The sequence below is a fragment of the Candidatus Thiosymbion oneisti genome, assembly GCF_004359955.1.
In the GTDB taxonomy this organism is placed as follows: Bacteria; Pseudomonadota; Gammaproteobacteria; order Chromatiales; family Chromatiaceae; genus Thiosymbion; species Thiosymbion oneisti.
Genome location: NZ_SMSC01000006.1, coordinates 1 through 18,207, shown reverse-complemented (window position 1 = coordinate 18,207; position 18,207 = coordinate 1). Strand labels below are relative to the sequence as shown.

General features: G+C 60.9%; 16 protein-coding genes and 1 tRNA gene. 4 read left to right on the top strand and 13 right to left on the bottom strand.

Annotated features, from left to right (window positions below; genetic code table 11):
- Positions 1 to 48 precede the first annotated feature (48 nt).
- Entirely contained in the window at positions 49 to 1,569 is a 1,521-nt protein-coding gene (locus tag E1958_RS04485; RefSeq protein WP_133510804.1) for a Ppx/GppA phosphatase family protein, read from the bottom strand.
- Between the two features lie 554 nt (positions 1,570 to 2,123).
- Between E1958_RS04485 and E1958_RS04480 the strand changes: the two genes are divergently transcribed.
- On the top strand, positions 2,124 to 3,416 hold the full coding sequence (locus E1958_RS04480; protein WP_165741885.1) for a DUF4214 domain-containing protein: 1,293 nt from the start codon (positions 2,124 to 2,126) through the stop codon (positions 3,414 to 3,416).
- A 260-nt stretch (positions 3,417 to 3,676) separates the two neighbouring features.
- Here E1958_RS04480 and E1958_RS04475 read toward each other — a convergent pair whose 3' ends face one another.
- Together E1958_RS04475 and E1958_RS04470 are read right to left on the bottom strand one after the other, a co-directional pair.
- Positions 3,677 to 7,219 carry a mechanosensitive ion channel domain-containing protein gene (locus E1958_RS04475; protein ID WP_165741889.1) on the bottom strand — a complete coding sequence of 1,181 codons (3,543 nt, stop codon included), beginning with the start codon at positions 7,217 to 7,219 and terminating at the stop codon, positions 3,677 to 3,679.
- Positions 7,220 to 7,514: 295 nt separating this feature from the next.
- Positions 7,515 to 8,210, bottom strand: a complete 696-nt coding sequence (locus tag E1958_RS04470) for a hypothetical protein (RefSeq protein WP_133510801.1) — start codon at positions 8,208 to 8,210, stop codon at positions 7,515 to 7,517.
- Between the two features lie 302 nt (positions 8,211 to 8,512).
- On the opposite strand from E1958_RS04470, the gene E1958_RS04465 reads away from it, so the two are divergent.
- Together E1958_RS04465 and E1958_RS04460 are read left to right on the top strand one after the other, a co-directional pair.
- Positions 8,513 to 8,860: a type I restriction-modification enzyme R subunit C-terminal domain-containing protein gene (locus E1958_RS04465; RefSeq protein WP_133510903.1), complete on the top strand. Its 348-nt coding sequence runs from the start codon at positions 8,513 to 8,515 to the stop codon at positions 8,858 to 8,860.
- A 68-nt stretch (positions 8,861 to 8,928) separates the two neighbouring features.
- Positions 8,929 to 9,540 carry a Tll0287-like domain-containing protein gene (locus E1958_RS04460; RefSeq protein ID WP_243448411.1) on the top strand — a complete coding sequence of 204 codons (612 nt, stop codon included), beginning with the start codon at positions 8,929 to 8,931 and terminating at the stop codon, positions 9,538 to 9,540.
- A 300-nt stretch (positions 9,541 to 9,840) separates the two neighbouring features.
- Here E1958_RS04460 and E1958_RS04455 read toward each other — a convergent pair whose 3' ends face one another.
- The 6 genes from E1958_RS04455 to E1958_RS04430 form a co-directional block, all read right to left on the bottom strand.
- Positions 9,841 to 10,788 (bottom strand): lysylphosphatidylglycerol synthase transmembrane domain-containing protein, encoded by a 948-nt coding sequence (locus E1958_RS04455; protein ID WP_133510800.1) that lies wholly within the window; start codon positions 10,786 to 10,788, stop codon positions 9,841 to 9,843.
- A 314-nt stretch (positions 10,789 to 11,102) separates the two neighbouring features.
- Positions 11,103 to 12,035: a lysophospholipid acyltransferase family protein gene (locus E1958_RS04450; RefSeq protein WP_243448412.1), complete on the bottom strand. Its 933-nt coding sequence runs from the start codon at positions 12,033 to 12,035 to the stop codon at positions 11,103 to 11,105.
- A gap of 53 nt (positions 12,036 to 12,088) precedes the next feature.
- A complete protein-coding gene (locus tag E1958_RS21150; RefSeq protein WP_133510798.1) occupies positions 12,089 to 13,390 on the bottom strand; it encodes a YihY/virulence factor BrkB family protein in 1,302 nt (433 codons plus the stop codon).
- 36 nt (positions 13,391 to 13,426) lie between these two features.
- Positions 13,427 to 14,059: an adenylyl-sulfate kinase gene (gene cysC / locus E1958_RS04440; protein WP_133510797.1), complete on the bottom strand. Its 633-nt coding sequence runs from the start codon at positions 14,057 to 14,059 to the stop codon at positions 13,427 to 13,429.
- A 52-nt stretch (positions 14,060 to 14,111) separates the two neighbouring features.
- Positions 14,112 to 14,507, bottom strand: a complete 396-nt coding sequence (locus E1958_RS04435) for a type II toxin-antitoxin system HicB family antitoxin (RefSeq protein WP_089725317.1) — start codon at positions 14,505 to 14,507, stop codon at positions 14,112 to 14,114.
- Between the two features lie 147 nt (positions 14,508 to 14,654).
- Positions 14,655 to 14,843, bottom strand: a complete 189-nt coding sequence (locus tag E1958_RS04430) for a type II toxin-antitoxin system HicA family toxin (protein ID WP_089725315.1) — start codon at positions 14,841 to 14,843, stop codon at positions 14,655 to 14,657.
- Between the two features lie 151 nt (positions 14,844 to 14,994).
- Here E1958_RS04430 and infA point away from each other — a divergent pair, with 151 nt between their 5' ends.
- Positions 14,995 to 15,213 (top strand): translation initiation factor IF-1, encoded by a 219-nt coding sequence (gene infA / locus E1958_RS04425; protein ID WP_133510796.1) that lies wholly within the window; start codon positions 14,995 to 14,997, stop codon positions 15,211 to 15,213.
- 324 nt (positions 15,214 to 15,537) lie between these two features.
- Here the strand turns inward: infA and E1958_RS04420 are convergent.
- From E1958_RS04420 to bioA, 4 genes are all read right to left on the bottom strand, one after another.
- Positions 15,538 to 15,611 (bottom strand) — tRNA-Gln (locus E1958_RS04420).
- Positions 15,612 to 15,662: 51 nt separating this feature from the next.
- Positions 15,663 to 16,052 carry a 30S ribosomal protein S9 gene (gene rpsI, locus E1958_RS04415; protein WP_089725312.1) on the bottom strand — a complete coding sequence of 130 codons (390 nt, stop codon included), beginning with the start codon at positions 16,050 to 16,052 and terminating at the stop codon, positions 15,663 to 15,665.
- Positions 16,053 to 16,077: 25 nt separating this feature from the next.
- On the bottom strand, positions 16,078 to 16,506 hold the full coding sequence (gene rplM, locus E1958_RS04410; protein ID WP_133510795.1) for a 50S ribosomal protein L13: 429 nt from the start codon (positions 16,504 to 16,506) through the stop codon (positions 16,078 to 16,080).
- Between the two features lie 148 nt (positions 16,507 to 16,654).
- Positions 16,655 to 17,947 (bottom strand): adenosylmethionine--8-amino-7-oxononanoate transaminase, encoded by a 1,293-nt coding sequence (gene bioA, locus E1958_RS04405; RefSeq protein WP_133510794.1) that lies wholly within the window; start codon positions 17,945 to 17,947, stop codon positions 16,655 to 16,657.
- Positions 17,948 to 18,207 lie beyond the last annotated feature (260 nt).

Below are 18,207 nucleotides of genomic sequence, written 5' to 3'. Positions count from 1 at the left end.
CAGATTCTGATGGCGAGTCCCCGCCTCAGGTACTCGATTCTAACACGATCACCCATACTCCAACCTGATGTCCGCCGGTGCCAAGCGTTCCGCTTCCTGTTCCAGCTCCAAGCGGGTCTGCGGGTGATGGGACAGCCAGCCCTCGGGAAAGGTGAGCCTGAGTCGTTCGCCGTCCGGATTGAGCATGGGGCAAGGCTTGGTGGTTGGGGAACGTCCGCGGTGCAGCAAGACCGCCAGGCGGAGGATGATGCACAGGTGGCGTGAGCTGTCACGCACCGGCATGGGCAGGGCGAGAAATTCCTGACTCGGGAATTTGCGGCGATGGCCGAGCACCAGGGCCGCCAGGACATTTTGTTCCTGCCGGGTAAAGCCGGACAGGTCCGCATTGCGCAGCAGGTAAGCGCCATGTCTTTGGTATTGGCTATGGCCGATCATGAGTCCGACCTCGTGCAGACGGGCCGCCCAGCCCAACATGCTCAGATGATCGGGGCTCGTGAGTCCCCAGGGTTGGGCGACCTGACCGTAGAATGCGATCGCAGTGGTCTTGATGCGATCGGCGTGCTCCTCGTCCACGCCGAACCGTTGGCACAGGTTGCTCACGGTGCGTTGACGTACGTCCTCATGTCGAATCCGCCCCATCATCTCGTAGATGAGGCCCTCGCGCAGGGCCTCCTGCGAGATTTGCATGTGCTCGATACCCAGGGTCGTGAACACAGCGCGCAGCACGGCCACACCGCCGGCGAACACCGGCTTGCGCTGTTCGGACAGGCCATCGAGATCGATAGCACCGGATTTGCCGAATCCGATCAGGGCGTCCCGTAACCGGTCCAGGGACCCCACGGAGATGCCGTCCATAGACCAGCCCTGGGCCTCCACCACCCTGGCGATCGCCCTGATGGTGCCGGAGCTGCCTACCGCCTGTTTCCAGTCGGCACGGCGGAAGCGTTCCCGCACCGGGCGGATTTCCAGGGCCCCCGCGAGCTCGGCCTGATCCATCTGTTTGGCGGATAGCCGGCCGTCGGGAAACCGTTCCCGCGACATGCTCACACACCCCATTTGCAGGCTCTCGCGCAACCGTGGGGTAACGCCTTCCCCGACGATCAGCTCGGTGCTGCCGCCGCCGATATCCACCACCAGCCGCCGTTCGTCGCCGGCGGCCAGACCATTGGCTACGCCCAGGTAGATCAGCCGCGCCTCCTCGCGCCCGGCGATCACGTCGATCGCATGCCCTAGTGCCTGCTCCGCCCGTTCGAGAAAGCCGAACGCGGGATCTACCTGGCGCAGGGTGTTGGTGCCCACGGCGCGAACGCTGTCCGGCGGCATTCCCCGCAGGCGCTGGCCGAAACGTTCCAAACAGGTAAAGGCCCGATCGACCACCGCAGGCAACAGCTGTTTGTCGTCCGTGAGCCCCTCGCCCAAGCGCACCATCTCCTTGAGGCGGTCGATGACCTGGAGGTCGCCGTCGGCGATGCGGGCGACGATCATGTGAAAACTGTTGGAGCCCAGATCGACGGCCGCCACCGGGTCCGGTGGGGATGCTTCCGCACTGGGGGGGGACCACGAAGCCATAAACTGTTCCCGCTTCAGAAGGTCCCGGCATAGTACCAAAATCGGCCCTCATCCATCGCCTTTGCCACAGGGTTCCCAGGGCTACCGAATGATAATTATGCTGAAACATAACCTTGGGTAATGGTTCAGAGCCCCCCCTGTGGTTGCTATCCTTGTCCGTGGACTGAAATGCCCTACAGGGCCTTTCCGATCAGAATTACAAGGAGTACACTTTTGCCCGTATATCCCATTGATAAATTTGAATGAATTCACAGACCAGTGTGGGAGCTCCTCTTGCAATATCCTGAATCCGTGAGGTAAAAGTTAGAATTAAATATAACCCTATGATTTTACTGGATATATAGAGATTGGCAGTTTCACCTAGGGGGTGAAGTGACCAATTTCTAAATCTTGAGTGAAATCATATGGTTAGTTCCAATCTCGGATTTTACCTCACGGATTCAGGAATATGACAAACAAAAATTCTTTCCACAAGACAGCTCCCTCACTGCGGTATCGAAAAATTTCCGAGAAGCACTTCCTGATGTCTCTTTCTCAATAGAGGAGTTATGGCCATGACCCATCATCACGTCCACCACGGTAGCACAGGGGCCGATGCCGGCACACCACACGGAAACACCGTCCACGGGGGTTCCCATGCCCTGACGGCGGTTATGAAACGGGCCCCTCGATCCTGGGGAGTAATCTTGGGATTTCTGCTTGCAATCGCCAATCCAACCCCCAGCCTGGCCAACCAAGGGGACCTGATCGTGACGGGAGAGGGTACCGGAAGTGGTACAGTTACAGGTGATACAGTTGCAACAGATGGTACAGTTACAAAGGGGGTCATCGACTGCACGATCACGGAAGGCGTCTCCGACGCCTCCGGTACAACTTGCAAGTTGATCGACGTCACCAAAGTTGTGAGGCTGACTGCCAAGGAGGCACCGGGTAGTACGTTCACCGGCTGGAAGGATGAGGAGTGTGGCCCGCCAGGAGCAAAGGATGCTATGCAGAATCCGTGTGAGCTGCTTAGGGGTGTGTTTGATTTTGGAGATGTCACGGCTGTTGCCTCGTTCAAGTTGGAAACAACAACAACAACAACAACAACAACGACAGCGCATAGGTTGACGGTACAAGGCAGCGGAAGCGGAGATGGTAGGGTCTCAGGGAACGGGATCAGCTGTGCGATCAAGGCAGGTGTCGCCTCCGCCTCCGATACCTGCAGGATGAGCTTCGATGAGGGGACTTCCGTGTCGCTGACTGCCGAGGCAGACTCGGGTCATAAATTCACTGGTTGGACGGGTGGTGCTTGTAACCGTATGACGAATCCGTTGTGCGAGTTCACCATTGATAGTACGAAGACCGTCACTGCCAGGTTTAGTGTTGCGTGCCCGGCTGTCAACGACATCGAATGTGATGAGACGGCCAAGGATTGGACGCATAAATTCTACAGAAGCTATTACGGTCGCTGTGCCGAGTGCGGGGGATTCAAGTACTGGTGCAAAAAGATCGAGGAGGCGATAAGCCAGGTTCCGGAGGGGAGGGAATCGGATCTCACGCGGATCGTTACGGCCTTCGTGACCTCCCAGGAATTCACCGATAAGTACGGCGATATGAGCGACGAGGAGTTGATCAAAGCTCTCTATCGCCAAATGTTCAGTCGCGACGCGGAGCCGGGTGGACTGAACTTTTACCGTGGACGCATGGAGACCTACCGTCAGGAATGGCGCGACGCCCATGGCGGAGATGAGAAGGGGGCGACCGAATATGCCTGGTCTCGGATTGTCCTCGACATCCTGAACGGTATCCAAGGAGACGATCTAGACGTACTGGACGTCAAGATAAGCGCCTGTGTGCAGGATTGAAGCCGGAGCCGGAGTATCCGGGCCTTCCGGAACCCTCCCTTCCGGTGAGGTCTGCCTCCGGTGGAGGGTGTCGCAACAGCCCGTAGGATGTGGTGAGCGCCTACCCGCCCCAAGGACGGGGCGGGTAGGCCGCGAACCGCATCCTTGGAGCGTGCCGTGACTGCCCTGGTGTGGGACAGGCCGCCATCCATCGATGCGGTTCGGCCATCCCTGGCCTCACCGCATCCTACGCGAGCTGGCGACTGCATCTCGCCCATCTCTTATCCCTCCCGTGCTTTCTGTGCCTCGCCGGTGATGGCGATGCCGGCGGCGCGGAACTCCTGGTGGATGCTTTGATGCAGCCTGCTGATGACCGCGAGCCGATGCTCCGGAGAGTCCAGATAGCAGCGCAGGACCAGGGTGAGGGCGTTGCCTCCGAAGCCCTCGAAGGTGATGAGCGGCTTTGGGTCCATGAGGATCTGTTCGTTCTCCTCGACGACCGCTCGTAAGCGATCCAAGGCTTGTGGGATATCGGCTGCATAATTCACCCCCACTGTGATGACGATGCGGTTCATCCGATCGGACAGGGTCCAGTTGGTCAGGTGCCCGGTGATCAACGCCTTGTTGGGAACCAACAATTCTTGTTGGTCCCAACTGCGCACGATGGTGGCGCGGATCCGGATCTGGGAGACGACGCCGGTGGTGTTCCCGATGGTGACGATATCACCCACCCGGACCGGCCGCTCGAACAGGATGATGAGCCCGCTGATAAAGTTGGCCACGATCTCCTGGAGGCCGAAACCGATGCCCACGCCGAGGGCGGCCACGAGCCACTGTATCTGGGACCAGGAGAGCCCGAAGGTACTGAAGATGATAGAGGCGGCGGCGATGACGATGATATAGCCGGTGAGGGTCTTGACCGTGTAGCGGATACCCGCGGAAATGGCGATGCGCTGCAGCAGGGCGATCTCCAGGAAGGCGGGCAGGTTCCTGACCGCCACCGCAGCGGTGATGGTGATGAGCAAGGTCAAACCGAGGTCGGCCAAGGTCACGGGGATCACGTGCTCCTGGCCGTCCAGGGTCCCGGTGTAGGTCCACAGCGAGATGTCTTCGAAGACCGCGAGGGCCGGTAGGACATCGGAGTAGATCCCCCACAGACCGACCACGGCGGCCACCAACACCAGGCTGTTGACCAGGGTTTGGGTCCGGGTGTCCAGGACCGCCAGATTCACCTCGGGCTCCGCGACCGGCGGGACCGGGCCCAGGTGCGGCGGATCGCCCTGGCGGGCCGTTTTGCCCGGTGCCGCGGGCCGCTCGCCGGCCGCGCTTAGGGTCAACCGCTGCCGACTCAAGGTTAGCCAGCGCACGCTGAGTTGTTGGATCACCGTAAGTCCGAGAATGAGCCAGAGCTCGGCCACCAGGGAACGCATGAGGGTGCCGGCCGTATGGACATAGCCAAGCAGAGTGAGTACCGCAAGGACCGGCGGCATGGCTACGATCAGCGGGTACCACAGCGGGCTCAAGCGGCTGATACAGCCCTTGGGATTGGCCGCGAGATAGGCACTCAGGACACCCCGTTTCGGGTGGCTCAGGAACATGATGAAAAGCGCGGTCCCCACCATGACGACGAGCAGGGCGATCTGTTCCAGGCTGTCAGAATAGGTCGCGTGCCAATAGCTATGCGTGGTGTGGACCACGAAGCCGACCGGAACCAGGAACCAGATCACCCAGTCGAAGTGACGCCTGATGGTCCGCAGGGCCCGGCGCGACCAGCCAAAGTGCCGATCCGCTACGCCACCCGGGATGCACAGTAGGCGGAAGGCCCGCAGCGAAAACAGGGCGAATGCTACCTCCAAGGCGCCGTGACCGATGGCCTTGGTGAACGGCGTCGCCTCCAACGAGGCATCGAGTCGCCAGCCCAGGAGGACCAGCAGGAGCGGCCACGGGGCGGCGAGCAGGAGGGTCGAGCCAAGCGCCTTGAGGGTCAATCTGGTCCGGTCGGTACTTACCCAGCGGAGGGGGTGGGCAGTGGCCAGGATGGCGGCGCGGATAGCCCGCGTTCGCCACCGCAGCAACAGCAGGCCCAAGAGCAGCAACCATAGCAGGGAGGGGCTGGTTACTTCCCGGACGAGCACCTGGGCGACTTGCAGCCAGTTGTCCGGCGAGAAGAACCAGGCGATGGCCCCAGGCAGGACCTTCAAAGTAGCCGGACTCACCGGCGGGGCGCTGCGGACCCACAGGAGGTGCGTGGCGAGATAGTCGTCGTAGTCGGCGATGGTCTCTATGAGCCGGCTGGAGGCATAATCCAAATCGCCCAAGGCACGCAGATAGGTATCGGTGGCGGCGATGACCTTAGTGAGCAGCGATGCGCGCACTTGTGCCAGTTCCCGGAGCTCGTCGCGCAGGTCCGATGGTAGCGGTCCCTCATGATCCATCGTCAGCGTGGCGACGAAGGTGTCCGGGTCGCGCAGGCGCAACACCTCCTCGTCGTAACGGATCTGCTTCAGCATGGCAGCGGCGATCGCTTGCTCCCGTTCCTTTGCTTCCCTGCGGTAGGGACGCTGGTCGGGCAGTTTCTGCCGCCGGTCGAAGAGGATCTGGCCGAGGGTCTGGGTTAGACCCCCTATCTCCAGTCGCCGGCGGGTGTTGCGCAGCTCATCGCCGAGGCGCTCGGTCTCCGCGACCACCTGGGCCTGCCGGGTATGAATCCCATCATGAGCCGCGATGAACTCGGACAGCTCACCGGTGAGCTGCGCGTTCCGTGCGGCCAGATCCTCCAGGAGGGGATGCTTCCCGGCGACCTCCCGTTGGGCGGCTTCCGCCGCAACGCGGGCCTGTTCGGCCTCCTGGTGACGGTGCCGATCGAGCTGTTCCTCGAGCTGATGTTGCCGGGTGCGGAGCAACGCCAGCTCGTGCGTGGAGACGTCCCTCCGGGCCTTCAACAGAGCCTCGCGCGCCGCGTGGCTCAAGAGGTCTTGGTCCAACATATGGAGCTCGGCGCGCAGCTCCCGGCGGCGCGCCTGCAAGGCCCAGCGGCGGGCCTCGGTGAGGAGCGGTGGTTCTTCCTGCGAGAGCGGTAGACCGTTTTCGGCGTCGAGCCGTTCGAGCTCGATTTTGGCCGCGGTGATACGGTCGCGCAGCTGGGCGGGACGCTGCGACCAGGTCGCGAGTTTCTGCTCCAGCTCACCGAGCTTGGCCTCCACCGCGGCGGTATCGGCCCGATACTTGGTAAGCCGCTGTTCGAGTTCCTTGACCGGGCGCCCTGCCGGCAGCGGTTCGATTGCAGGCTCAGGGGCCGAGGCCTCGAGTCGGCGACGAATCTCCTCGGTCTGCTCAGGTGCCGTTTCCAGGGCCTCCACAAAGGTGGCGGTCCTGGCCTGGTAGGTCTCGGCAGCCTCCAGGCTGCCTAGGGCCTTGCGGTATAGCTCGCTTAGTCTGGTTTTTGTGGCTTCGTTCAGGTCTGCGGCGGAGGCGATCTCCTTGCTCCTGCTCTCGATCATGTCCGGCGTGACCGCGGGGCTCGGCAGGTACCCGGGCTTGCCTGGGGCCGGGGAGTCCGCCTGCGGTGGCTGGGCTTGCAGCCCCCGGAAGGAAACTAGCAGGGAAACGAGCAACGCCAAGGCCAGGACCAACAGGGTACCCCCTGTGGTCGTTGATGCCTTACGGCGTCGCCTTCGATTCGGGTCGCCGGGGCGGGTTATCCGAGTCGTCGGGCCCGCGGGTGCACAGATCGGATAGCCTGGCCGGTAGGAGACATTACCGCGGGAACGCGTGTCGGCATGGGGAGCGGGCAGCCGGGATAACCGAATCCTTTTTTTCCGCAAATGAACGCGAATCGACGCAAATCGGCCACAATCGCTTGCCATCATTGACGATCCCTCATCCCGTCGCATCCATGCGTCCATTCGCGTCGATTCGCGGCTAACGCATCCGTGAAAGTCCTGCTCGCCTAGTATTATAGGCAGTCGAACGAGTCAAGTTTTGTGTGCACTGCACAAAAAACTCATGCCTCGTCAGTTGTGTGATTTGAACCTCAGAGACACAAAGCGTTCCCGAGCATCCATTATGTCTTAGAGGCTGTCTAAAGACTAACTCATTGATTTTAAACCTGCATCCCGATCACCACAGCAGAGGGATGGGATTCGGGCCCGGCGGATTTTCGGCAGCCGAGGACGGTGAGGACGTGGTCATGCCGGGCGGTTGCGGCTTGGTATCCCTGGAGGTGATCTGCCGGGTCATCTCCCGGGTCACCAACAACCGATAGCCGAGCCGCCGGGCGGCAGGGAGCGCGTCACGGTCGATGACGAAGATGTTTATCGCCCCAGTGGAGGCACCGCACACGCTGATGTGGTCCAGACCGTCTGTGCCCTTGTAGCGCTCCGTCACCTCGATACCTGCATCTGCCAGCTCCTTTGCCATCGCTTCCAGGGCAATCTCACGACCCATTCCGCATTGCAGGGTCCCGTCGTACATGTAGATGCGGACGGTGCCCGCATCGAACACCCACAGCCCATAGCCGCCCGCGTCCGGGTTTTTCGCTAAGAAGGCGGACCAATCGGCGGCGGAGACCTCCATCACGTTCGCCTCCCCCGTGGGGGTACCGCAGCGGCTCGTCTCATGCTGCGGCAGCTTGCGCCTTGCGGCCGAGACCACCTTGACGCCCTGTCCGCGCAACAGGTCGGCGGCCTGGTCAGGCGGTATGCCCGTACCCTCGACACATTGGATCGCCCCCGTGAGCTGATAGATAAGGATGGGCTTTTCGGCGACGGCTACCGCCGCCCACAACATCAGCAGGAGTATCGGAATTTTGTTCATGCGGTGCCATCCCGGTATCGACCATCGAGAAGGGGATTCGCCGAACCCTGGTACGTCGCAGGCCGGCGGTGAGGATCCCATTCTACAGCAGGCATGGGATCGGCTCACTGCGCATCCGGTTTGCCCGCAGGGCGGGCGCGTATAAATTTCTTTTTGATTAACAAGTTACTACCAGCCGTGTCGATTGGGCAAAGCCGGGAGCGCCGGCATCCTGCCGGCTCGTAGGTTGGGCAAAGCCGGATCAGGGACGATCCGGCGTGCCCAACAGCAACATTTCGTTGGGCACGGCGCACCGTCCAAAGATGCGGTTCGCTGCGCTCACCACATCTTACGGCCCTTGCCCAACCTACAAGATCATGTTTTCGGGAGGATTTATACGCGCTCGCCCTGGGTTTGCCCGTTGGTCGGGGCTGCGAATCTTGATGCTCGGTCCCGTAAATCAGTACGGGCCACGAGCGCGGGCCATCCTCATCGTGCTGCTCGACAAATATGCCGATTTCGGCCCCGGCCAGCTCAGCATATCGGAGGCCCTGCAAGTGCCGCCCATCTCCGAGCAGGGTAACGTCATGGAAATTGCCGAGCTGTTCGGTGGTGCACCGCGGATGAAACAGGCAGTAGAGCGGTTGCAATCGCTTCTTTATCAAGGTTGATTTCCGATCCGTGGTAGGGTAATCACTATCCTCTGGTCGTGAGGGTACGCTATCAAAACAGTATGCTAATGATCGAAGGTCAAGACATGCTCAACACGCTGAAAAAGAAGAGAACACGCGTTCTGATCGCAATCACCTCCGGTATCACCCTGATGTCCTCCGGTTTCGCCGAGACCGGGGGGGACGCGAACCTGGAGGAGGCAAAGGGCATCATCAAGGCCTTCTCCTCCAGCTTGCAGGCCGAGCTTCAGGCCGCATTGAACGCCGGCGGTCCGACAAACGCCATCCGGGTCTGTAAGGAGAGGGCACCGGCCATCGCCGCGGATTATTCCGCCCGGACCGGCTGGGATGTGGGGCGTACCAGCCTGAAGTTGCGCAACCCCGCGGCGAATGCGCCGGATGCCTGGGAGCAGCAGGTCCTGCTCAAGTTCGAGGAACGCAAGGCGGGCGGTGAGGACATCAAGACCATGGCCGTCGCCGAGGTAACCCAAGTGAATGGGGAAAAGCGATTCAGATACATGCAGGCGATCCCCACCGGCGGGCTCTGCCTCACCTGCCACGGTGAAGCCCTCGCCCCCGCTGTCGGCACGGCCCTTGACAGGGCCTATCCGCAAGACCAAGCAAGGGGCTTTTCCCTCGGAGACATCCGGGGTGCCTTCACCTTGTCCAAGCCCCTCTGAGTGGCGGGTGGATAGCCTTGTACCAGGAGGCCTATTTCGTAGGGGGGCTGAACACCGGGTAGGCTGAACACCGCATGTTGGGCGCGGGGCCATCCAAAGATGCGGTTTACATTCCTTATTTGATCCGCAGATTACGCCGATTTCCGCAGATTAAGAACGAAATAATCTGTGAAAATCCGTGTAATCTGCGGATTAAAAAGATGCCTCTTCAGGCAACGCCAAATAACGCCGAACAGCGCCGGGATCGAATGAGCAATCCTGAATAATGGCGTATTGCGTTACGATGCCCGAAAACCCGCTCTACAATACATTGGTTACTTGCCTGTCCCTGCGCACGGGCAGCAGGAATGCGAGCGCGCCGAGCAGCAGGGTTACCCCCAGCAGGAACAGGTGCAGATTTATCGCCCCCGTCAGGGCCGTGGCTGCATCGATGCCCAACGGCAACAGGGCCGTCATCACCGCCAGCTCGTAGCTGCCGCTGCCGGCGATGCCGTGGAAGGGCAGGACGCTGGACAGCTCCGCCCCCATGACCCCGAGCAGGACCTCCCAAGGTTCCGCCGCCAGGAAATACCGCAGCACGAGCGCGAAGGCGAGGAGCTTGCTGATCCAGATAAGCGCCGTCCACAGGTAGATACGCAGCGCCCTTGAGGTGGAGGCCGGGGCGGCGTCGATCATCAGGCGGAACGCCTTTCCGAGCCGGCCCTGCCCGTTCGGCTGGCGGTGGCCCAGCCGGCCCATGATCGGTAACAGCAGCAGCCACGGCAGCGCAACCAGGGACCAGAGCCAGGTCGGATGGCGAAGCCAAAGGATGAGGATGCCCATCAGCCCTAGAAAATGCAGATCCAGCAGCCGAATCCAGATCAGGGACGCGGTGGTGCTGAGGAACCCGTGACCGAAATAACGCCTCATGAGCCATGGGAAGACCAGCTCTCCCGCCCGCATCGGCAGCAGGTTGTTGGCCGTGGTATGTAGGACCGAGAGTCTCAGTACGGCAGGGAAGCGCCCCCGAAGCCGGGGATGAAAGTAATCATGGATCCGGACCCCACGCAGACAGTAGCTCAGGGCCGTAAGCGCCATGGGGGGCAACAGCTCGGCCGGGGTCAACGCCCGCCAGGAGGCCAGTATGGGTCCCCAACCCAGCGTCAGCGCCACGCTGGTGACCACTATGGCAAGCAGGATGCCGCCGAGACCCCAGTCCCGGGCCCGTCCGATCCAGGGTCCGGAATCCCGGAGTGCCCGCAGTCTCATGCAGCGACTATACCTGGGTATAAGACATTGAAGCCATGGGTATTTTCCTATGCTCAATTTTCTATCCGCAGATTACGCAGATTTTCACAGATTGTTTCATTCTTCATCTGCGTAATCTGCGGATGGATTGAGACAACCTGATCGTTTTTTCCATGTTCAATCCTGTCCCTTATTGCGTGACGCCGGAGTCGGGGCCAGTTCCGGCGATGCGGTTCGCTGCCTGCCTGGGCGTCCCTGCACGTAGACAGGCGCTTACCACACCATTGATGCGGTTCGCCGCCGGGCGCGTCCCGCGCCCGGCGGCTCACCACATCCTACATTTTGCGTCCTGCGCGCCGTCGCGACGGATAGATCGGCGGCTCTCCCGGTGGGCGGGTCTTGAATCTGCGGTGCACCCAGAAATATTGCTCCGGCGTGGTGCGGATGCGGGCCTCGATGGTCCGGTTCATCAGGGCCGTGTCCGCTGTCTGATCGTCCGTGGGAAAGGGGTCCAATGGCGAGTCGAAGATCAGCTCCAGGCCGCGTCCCCAGGGCAGATAGCGGGTGTAGACCGGGATCACCTGGGCCTTGCTGAGGCGTGCGAACCGGCTCAGCATGGGAACCGTAGCGGTAGGTGTGCCGCAAAAGGGTACAAAGATGCCGCGGCGGCCCGGGTCCTGATCGGGCAGATAGAACAAGGGGGTGCCTTTGTGGATCTCCCGCACCATCCGCCGCAGGTCGTCGCTGCGCTCTATCGAGACCGCGCCGAAACGCGAGCGGCTACGGTGCATCTGATGGTCGATGACGGGGTTACGGATCTTTTGGTACATGTACAATCCGGGGTGAACCAAGGCGGTGAAGGCGGCACCGCCCAACTCCAATCCCACGAAGTGGGGCACCATGACGATGAGGTTACGCCGGTTGCGGAGCGGCTCATCGACCCGTTCCCGGTGCCGGAGCTTGACGATGCGCTCCAGCCTCCGCCGGGAGCTTACCCACACCAATCCCTGGGTGCAGACGGCGACCCCCAGGTAGCCGAAGTGCCGGACCGCAAGCCCTCTGCGCGCCCGGTCTGTCAGGTCCGGAAAACAGAGCGCGAGGTTGCGCAAGGCCACGCGCCGACGGGCACCCGCAAGGAAATAACCCACATACCCGATTCCCATGCCCAGAGCCCAGAGCAGGGGAAACGGCAGGAACCCGATGAGACAGAACCCCCCCACCGGGAGCCAGCTCGGCCAATGACGGGGGGAGAGGAGGCGTCGGTCCAAAGTAAGGGGTTGAATAGAGGGCGCGAAGGCTGGTAAGCCGCACTGGATTGGTCTCAAGGCGCTACCGCAGCCACCACCAGGTCTTTCAAGGTCTTCCCCTCCAGGCTCCCGGCAACGGCCTGTTCGAGGTCGGCGGTGACCGCTTGCACCACCGCCTGGCGTGCCGACTTGTCGCCGCGCGCGTGGGCTACATCCAGGATCTCCCGCAGGCCGATGGTCTCGATCGCACGGGCCGGGAGATAGGTCTCGGGCTCGTCGTTGGTCGCCACGATGAGCCCCCCCGCCCGCAGTGATTGGAGGAGTTGCTCGACCTGATCCGGCGAGCCGTAGCAACCAGCCGCGGTCAGGGCTTCGAGCGTCCATTTGGACTCATCGAAGTAATGGGTGCGACCGATCGCGGCCATGACATCCAGGGCGAGCGCTTGATCATGGACCTGCCCGACCTGCGGACCATCCAAGTGGCGCCGCAACAGGTGGGGGTGCTGGGTGTAGCGGGCGATGTGCGCTCCGACCAGGACGATCAGCCAGCCGACATTGAGCCAGATAATGAAGAGTACAGCCGCGGCCATACCGGAGTAGACGGCCGAATATTTCGAGGAGCCGGCAACCAACCGGGCAAACAGATAGGCAACGCCATGCCAGGCCACGCTGGCGAAGAGACCACCCGCCAGGGCGGGTAGCAGGCGTACCCGGCAATTGGTGAGGAAGGCGTACAGGGAGGCGAACGCCAGGCACATCAGCAGGTAAGGAGCCAATCGGCCCAGCCCGACGATGAGCTGGTCGAGGGGCTCGATGCCGACGATCCGGTGGATGTTCTCGCTGCGGAATACGATGGCGGTAACACCAAGTGCGGCGAAGATAAACACGGGCCCTACCAGGGCCACGCTCAGATAGTCGCTGAAACGGCGGGTCCAGCTGCGAACGCCGGGTACGTGCCAAATGGTGTTGAAGGCCTCTTCTACCCTGGTAAGCAACGAGACGACAGTCCAGAACAACAGGGCAATGCCGAAAAAGCCCAGGACGGCAAAGTTGAGATTGCTCACATAGGTCAGGATGTGCCGGCCGATCTCAGCGCCCTTCTCGCCCAAGGGCTCCAAGGATTGCATGAGCATCGGTTCGAGCTGATTCTGGACCCCGAAGCCCTTGAGCACGGAAAAGGTAACGGCCAGGAGGGGGACCAGGGACAGCAGAGTCGTATAGGCAAGGCTGGTCGATTGCAGGTGCAGCTTCCCGTCCCGGAACTTTCCCGGAATGCCCGCGAGCAGACGGATCGAAAAGATCCCTGCCCGGGCCAGCCGACCCGGTTCCCTCCCTGCGGTCCCGAAGGCCCGCCACCAGTGCTTGATCAGGCTCATCCCGCGTAGACTCCCAAGCCGCAAAGCACCCCTCCATCAGGCGACGATACTTTCCTCGACCCGTTGGTATCCCCCCCGGAGGATTTCCTGCTCGTGCAGGTAGTCGAGCAGCAGGTTTATCCCTTCGGGCACGCTGAGTCGATCCGCATCGACGTGGACCTCGGGCTCCAGGGGTACCTCGTAGGGGCTGTCGATACCCGTGAACTGCTTGATCTCACCCCGCTCCGCCTTGATGTAGAGCCCCTTGGGATCGCGTTCCTTGCACACCTCCAGGGAGGCGTCCATGAAGACCTCGATAAACTGCCCTGGGGGGAGGATTTCGCGCACGATTTGGCGGTCCGCCCGGAATGGGGAGATGAAGGCGGCCATCACGATCAGGCCCGCGTCGGCCATCAATCTGGCCACTTCGCCGACCCGGCGGATGTTCTCCGTGCGGTCGGTATCGCTAAAGCCCAGGTCTTTGCACAGCCCATGGCGGACATTGTCCCCGTCGAGCAGATAGGTATGGTAACCCTGAGCCGTGAGGATCCATTCCAAGGCGCCCGCCAGGGTTGACTTACCCGAGGCACTCAGGCCCGTGAACCAGATGACGACCGGACGCTGATCCTTCTGCCCTGCCCGCACAGATTGATCGACAGGGTGATGGTGCCAAACGACGTTGTTACGCACGGGACATACTCCGAAGGGGTGGTGAGGAATTGCTATCGGTGTTCTCTTATCCTTAACACTTTTCTTCCATTGCTTTGGTGGCCGCTTGCGAGATGAAACCGGATCGGCTCATCTGATGCGCTTGTGCATAGGCATCGATCCTTTCCAGCAGGGGCTCCGGCAAAGTGACGTTGATGCGCCTGGTCCTTGGTCGGAGACGCGTGAGGTCGATATCGAGAAGTATCCATTCTCCGTCGGTGTACTGCGGGTCATCACGAAGTCGGTCCAACGGGGTAGGAACCGGGACCTCCGAAGACTCACCCTCGAAGTACAGCTCTACCGCCTCCTGAATCTTTGCGGGGATGTCCTCCCAGCGATCCGCGGCTGAAAAGCATCCGGGAAAATCCGGCAAGGTGACCCCGTGAGCGTGGGTCTCGTCACCAGGATGAACATAGACTGCGTACAGCATGATCTACCTTAGAGACTTCTAATAACTAACATATTGATTTTAAAATCATTATTGTCGAAGATGGCAAACCGTTATCCGGAAACAAGCCGAGACTTACTCATAACTAACTGATTTACGAGGTATAAGGTTCTAGCAGTCTCATAAAGATTATTTCCATGCCCAACCGGCCTGTCGATAGATGTTACGCAAGGTGCCGATCGGAAGATCCTTGCGGGGATGGGGTACAACCACATGACCTATTTTTCCGGGATGCTTGTATTTTCGATGGTCGCCTTTGCCGCCCGCAAACATCCAACCTTCCGCTTCCAGCCGTTTGATGACCTCGGCACTTTTCATGGGCGTGGCTACGATTCCTGTGCATCCTGCGGGCCTTTGCGGCTCAGTCGTCCGACAGGATTTTGCCCTGGTCGGGGAGCCCCAAGACCTGTGCTATACTTGGGTAATTTCGTATGGCAACCCAATCCCTGCACTTGAGTTCAAGCAATCGATGGCCAAAGAAGACGTAATCCAGATGGAAGGTACGGTGATTGATACCTTGCCTAATACCATGTTTCGCGTGGAGCTTGAAAATGGACACCTAATCACCGCCCATATCTCGGGTAAGATGCGAAAACACTATATTCGCATCCTGACCGGGGACAAGGTGACGGTCGAGCTCACCCCTTACGACCTGTCCAAGGGGCGCATCACCTACCGTGCCCGCTGACAGCTGGCCTGCCGGTAAAATCATATCGAAATCTGTAAATTTCACGCTCGTTCCTACGCTCCAGCGTGGGAACGCCGTCTTGTCCGCTCCAGCGGATTCAGCTCCTCTGTGCGGATAGAGGCGCTTAGTCGACGCTGGAGCGTCGGCGGATCCACGCCCACAGGCCGCGCGGGGGATCATGTGGGTGTAGGTTGCGTTAAGACGCTGGCACAGACCTAAGCAGACGATCAGCGAGCCTTAGCGCGTCGAACGCAACACGTCGAACCCTCCGACAATGCCGAATCATTCAGGATTGCTTTTAACCAGACAGCTTCTTAAGCATCTTGGCTGGGGGACTAGGATTCGAACCTAGGTTGACGGAGTCAGAGTCCGTAGTCCTGCCGCTAGACGATCCCCCAATCGAACCCGGTCCCTCGGTTCCAGGCCCTTTCCCTGTGCCCTTTCTCTATTTAGCGCTTCGAGTACTGCGGTCGTTTGCGTGCCTTGTGCAGCCCCACCTTCTTGCGCTCGACCGCGCGGGCATCACGGGTCAGAAAACCGGCCTGGCGCAGCGGCTGGCGCAGCCCCTCGTCATAATCGACCAGGGCGCGGGCGATACCATGGCGTATCGCACCTGCTTGCCCGGAAGTACCGCCGCCGGTAACGGTAACCCGCAAGTCGACGCGATCCAGCATCGCGACGGTTTCCAGGGGTTGACGGACGATCATGCGCGCGGTCTCTCGACCGAAGAACCGATCCAGGGGCCGACCATTGACGGTGATGTTGCCTGAACCCGTGGTCAGGAAGACGCGGGCCGCGGAACTCTTGCGACGCCCGGTTGCGTAGTTGAAATCCGACATGGATGTGGCTTCCTGTACTCAAGACTCAGATGTCGAGTGGTTGGGGTTGTTGGGCCTGATGGCGATGTTGCGGACCGGCGTATACCCGCAGCTTTTTGAGCATGGCGCGACCGAGCGGATTACGCGGCAGCATCCCTTTGACGGCATGGATGATCACCCGCTCCGGCGCCTTAGCGAGCAGTTTCCCCAAGCTGATGGACTTGAGACTCCCAATATAACCCGTGTGGTGATGATACAGCTTGTTCCGGAGCTTATTGCCGGTCACCCGCACCCTTTCGGCATTGACGACCACGATATAGTCACCTGTGTCCACATGGGGAGTGTACTCTACCTTGTGCTTGCCGCGCAGGCGCCGTGCCAGCTCCGAAGCGAGCCTGCCAAGCGTCTTGCCTTGCGCATCAACCAGGTACCACTCATGGCGGACCTGTGCAGGCTTGGTACTCTCAGTCCTCATGTCCGCTGCTCCGGGCCTCTTTATTCGGCTCAAATCGTCAAAGCGACGAATGGTATCCTGGTTGATGAAAGTATGGCAAGAACCACGTCATATCCGGCAACACGACGCCTTCCCGATTCGCGCCGAATAACGCCGGACAGACACCTTCTCAGGCCGCGCCGAATTCGGAGAGCACCTCGACCATGGCCCGGCACAGCACAGCGAGCTGCGCGTCGGTAATGATGTAGGGCGGCATCAGGTAGACCAACCTGCCGAAGGGCCGCACCCAAACGCCACGGTCGACGAAGCGGCGCTGGATCTCGCGCATTCGCACGGGATGTTCCAGCTCCACCACACCGATCGCACCCAGCACCCGTACCTCTACTATACCCGGCAGCCGTGCACAGGGGGCGAGCCCGTCCCGAAGGATCTGTTCGATGCGGCGAATATTGGCCCGCCAGTCGGACGCCAACAAGAGGTCGATGTTGGCATTAGCCAGGGCGCAGGCCAAGGGATTGCCCATGAAGGTCGGGCCATGCATGAATACCCCCGGATCGCCGGAGGAAATGGTATGGGCCACCTCCGCGCTGGCCAGGGTCGCGGCCAGGGTCAAATAGCCGCCGGTGAGTGCCTTGCCGACGGTCATGAGGTCCGGCGCTACACTTGCGTGCTCGCAGGCGAAGAGCCGTCCGGTGCGTCCAAAGCCGGTGGCGATCTCGTCCGCGATGAGGAGGACTTGGTAGCGGTCGCAGCGCTCGCGCACCCGCTCCAGGTAGTGCGGCGAGTAGAAACGCATCCCCCCCGCACCCTGGACGATCGGCTCCAGAATGACGGCGGCCAGCTCCCGATGATGCTCGGCCAGCAGTGTGTTCAGCTCCGCGATGTCCTGATCCCGGCAGGTTGCGTCGAATCCGCAGGCGGGCGCGGGCGCGAAGAGCTGTTGCGGCAGTAGACCGGAGAACAGGCGGTGCATGCCGGTGACCGGATCGCACACGGACATGGCGGCAAAGGTATCGCCGTGGTAGCCGGAACGAACGGTCAACAGTCGGTGCTTCTCGGGCCTACCCTTGGCGTACCAGTACTGGATAGTCATCTTGATGGCCACTTCGACGGATACGGAGCCCGAATCACAGAGGAAGACATGCCGGAGCGGCTCGGGCGTCAGCCCCACCAGACGTTCCACGAGCCGGACCGCCGGCTCGTGAGTGAGCCCGCCGAACATGACGTGGGACATGCGCGCGAGCTGATCCTTGGCCGCCTGGTTCAGGACCGGATGGTTATAGCCGTGGATGGCGCACCACCAGGACGACATACCGTCGATGAGGGTACGCCCGTCGGCGAGCTCGATCAGACACCCATGGGCCGAAGCCACAGGATAGACCGGGTCGCGGCCGATGGTCGAGGTATAGGGGTGCCAGGCGTGGGCCTCATCGATAGCGATCAGATCGGTAACCTTCGTCATTTCAACGGCCTTATCACGGTCACCCGTCGCGGTAGAGCTAGTTATCGGAGATCTCTCGATTAGAATTCAGGTGTCCATTTTACCGGGGGAGGTTCACAAGGGGTCAGGTCTTGCATTGCATACGGTGCCAATCTTTCCAAAGGAATGCGACGGATCGATCTGTGCAATGCAAGACCTGATCCCGCTCCCAGGATGAATGCAAGTCTACGACATAACATGCCCTCGCTATCGTGTTCTACTTTGCCTTATTCTTTGGAGCA

Coding starts and splice junctions, on each gene's coding strand:
- E1958_RS04485 (WP_133510804.1), bottom strand. CDS start 1,569: ATGGCTTCGTGGTCCCCCCCCAGTGCGGAAGCATCCCCACCGGACCCG.
- E1958_RS04480 (WP_165741885.1), top strand. CDS start 2,124: ATGACCCATCATCACGTCCACCACGGTAGCACAGGGGCCGATGCCGGC.
- E1958_RS04470 (WP_133510801.1), bottom strand. CDS start 8,210: ATGAACAAAATTCCGATACTCCTGCTGATGTTGTGGGCGGCGGTAGCC.
- E1958_RS04465 (WP_133510903.1), top strand. CDS start 8,513: ATGCGGTTCGCTGCGCTCACCACATCTTACGGCCCTTGCCCAACCTAC.
- E1958_RS04460 (WP_243448411.1), top strand. CDS start 8,929: ATGATCGAAGGTCAAGACATGCTCAACACGCTGAAAAAGAAGAGAACA.
- E1958_RS04455 (WP_133510800.1), bottom strand. CDS start 10,788: ATGAGACTGCGGGCACTCCGGGATTCCGGACCCTGGATCGGACGGGCC.
- E1958_RS21150 (WP_133510798.1), bottom strand. CDS start 13,390: ATGAGCCTGATCAAGCACTGGTGGCGGGCCTTCGGGACCGCAGGGAGG.
- E1958_RS04435 (WP_089725317.1), bottom strand. CDS start 14,507: ATGCTGTACGCAGTCTATGTTCATCCTGGTGACGAGACCCACGCTCAC.
- E1958_RS04430 (WP_089725315.1), bottom strand. CDS start 14,843: ATGAAAAGTGCCGAGGTCATCAAACGGCTGGAAGCGGAAGGTTGGATG.
- infA (WP_133510796.1), top strand. CDS start 14,995: ATGGCCAAAGAAGACGTAATCCAGATGGAAGGTACGGTGATTGATACC.
- rpsI (WP_089725312.1), bottom strand. CDS start 16,052: ATGTCGGATTTCAACTACGCAACCGGGCGTCGCAAGAGTTCCGCGGCC.
- rplM (WP_133510795.1), bottom strand. CDS start 16,506: ATGAGGACTGAGAGTACCAAGCCTGCACAGGTCCGCCATGAGTGGTAC.
- bioA (WP_133510794.1), bottom strand. CDS start 17,947: ATGACGAAGGTTACCGATCTGATCGCTATCGATGAGGCCCACGCCTGG.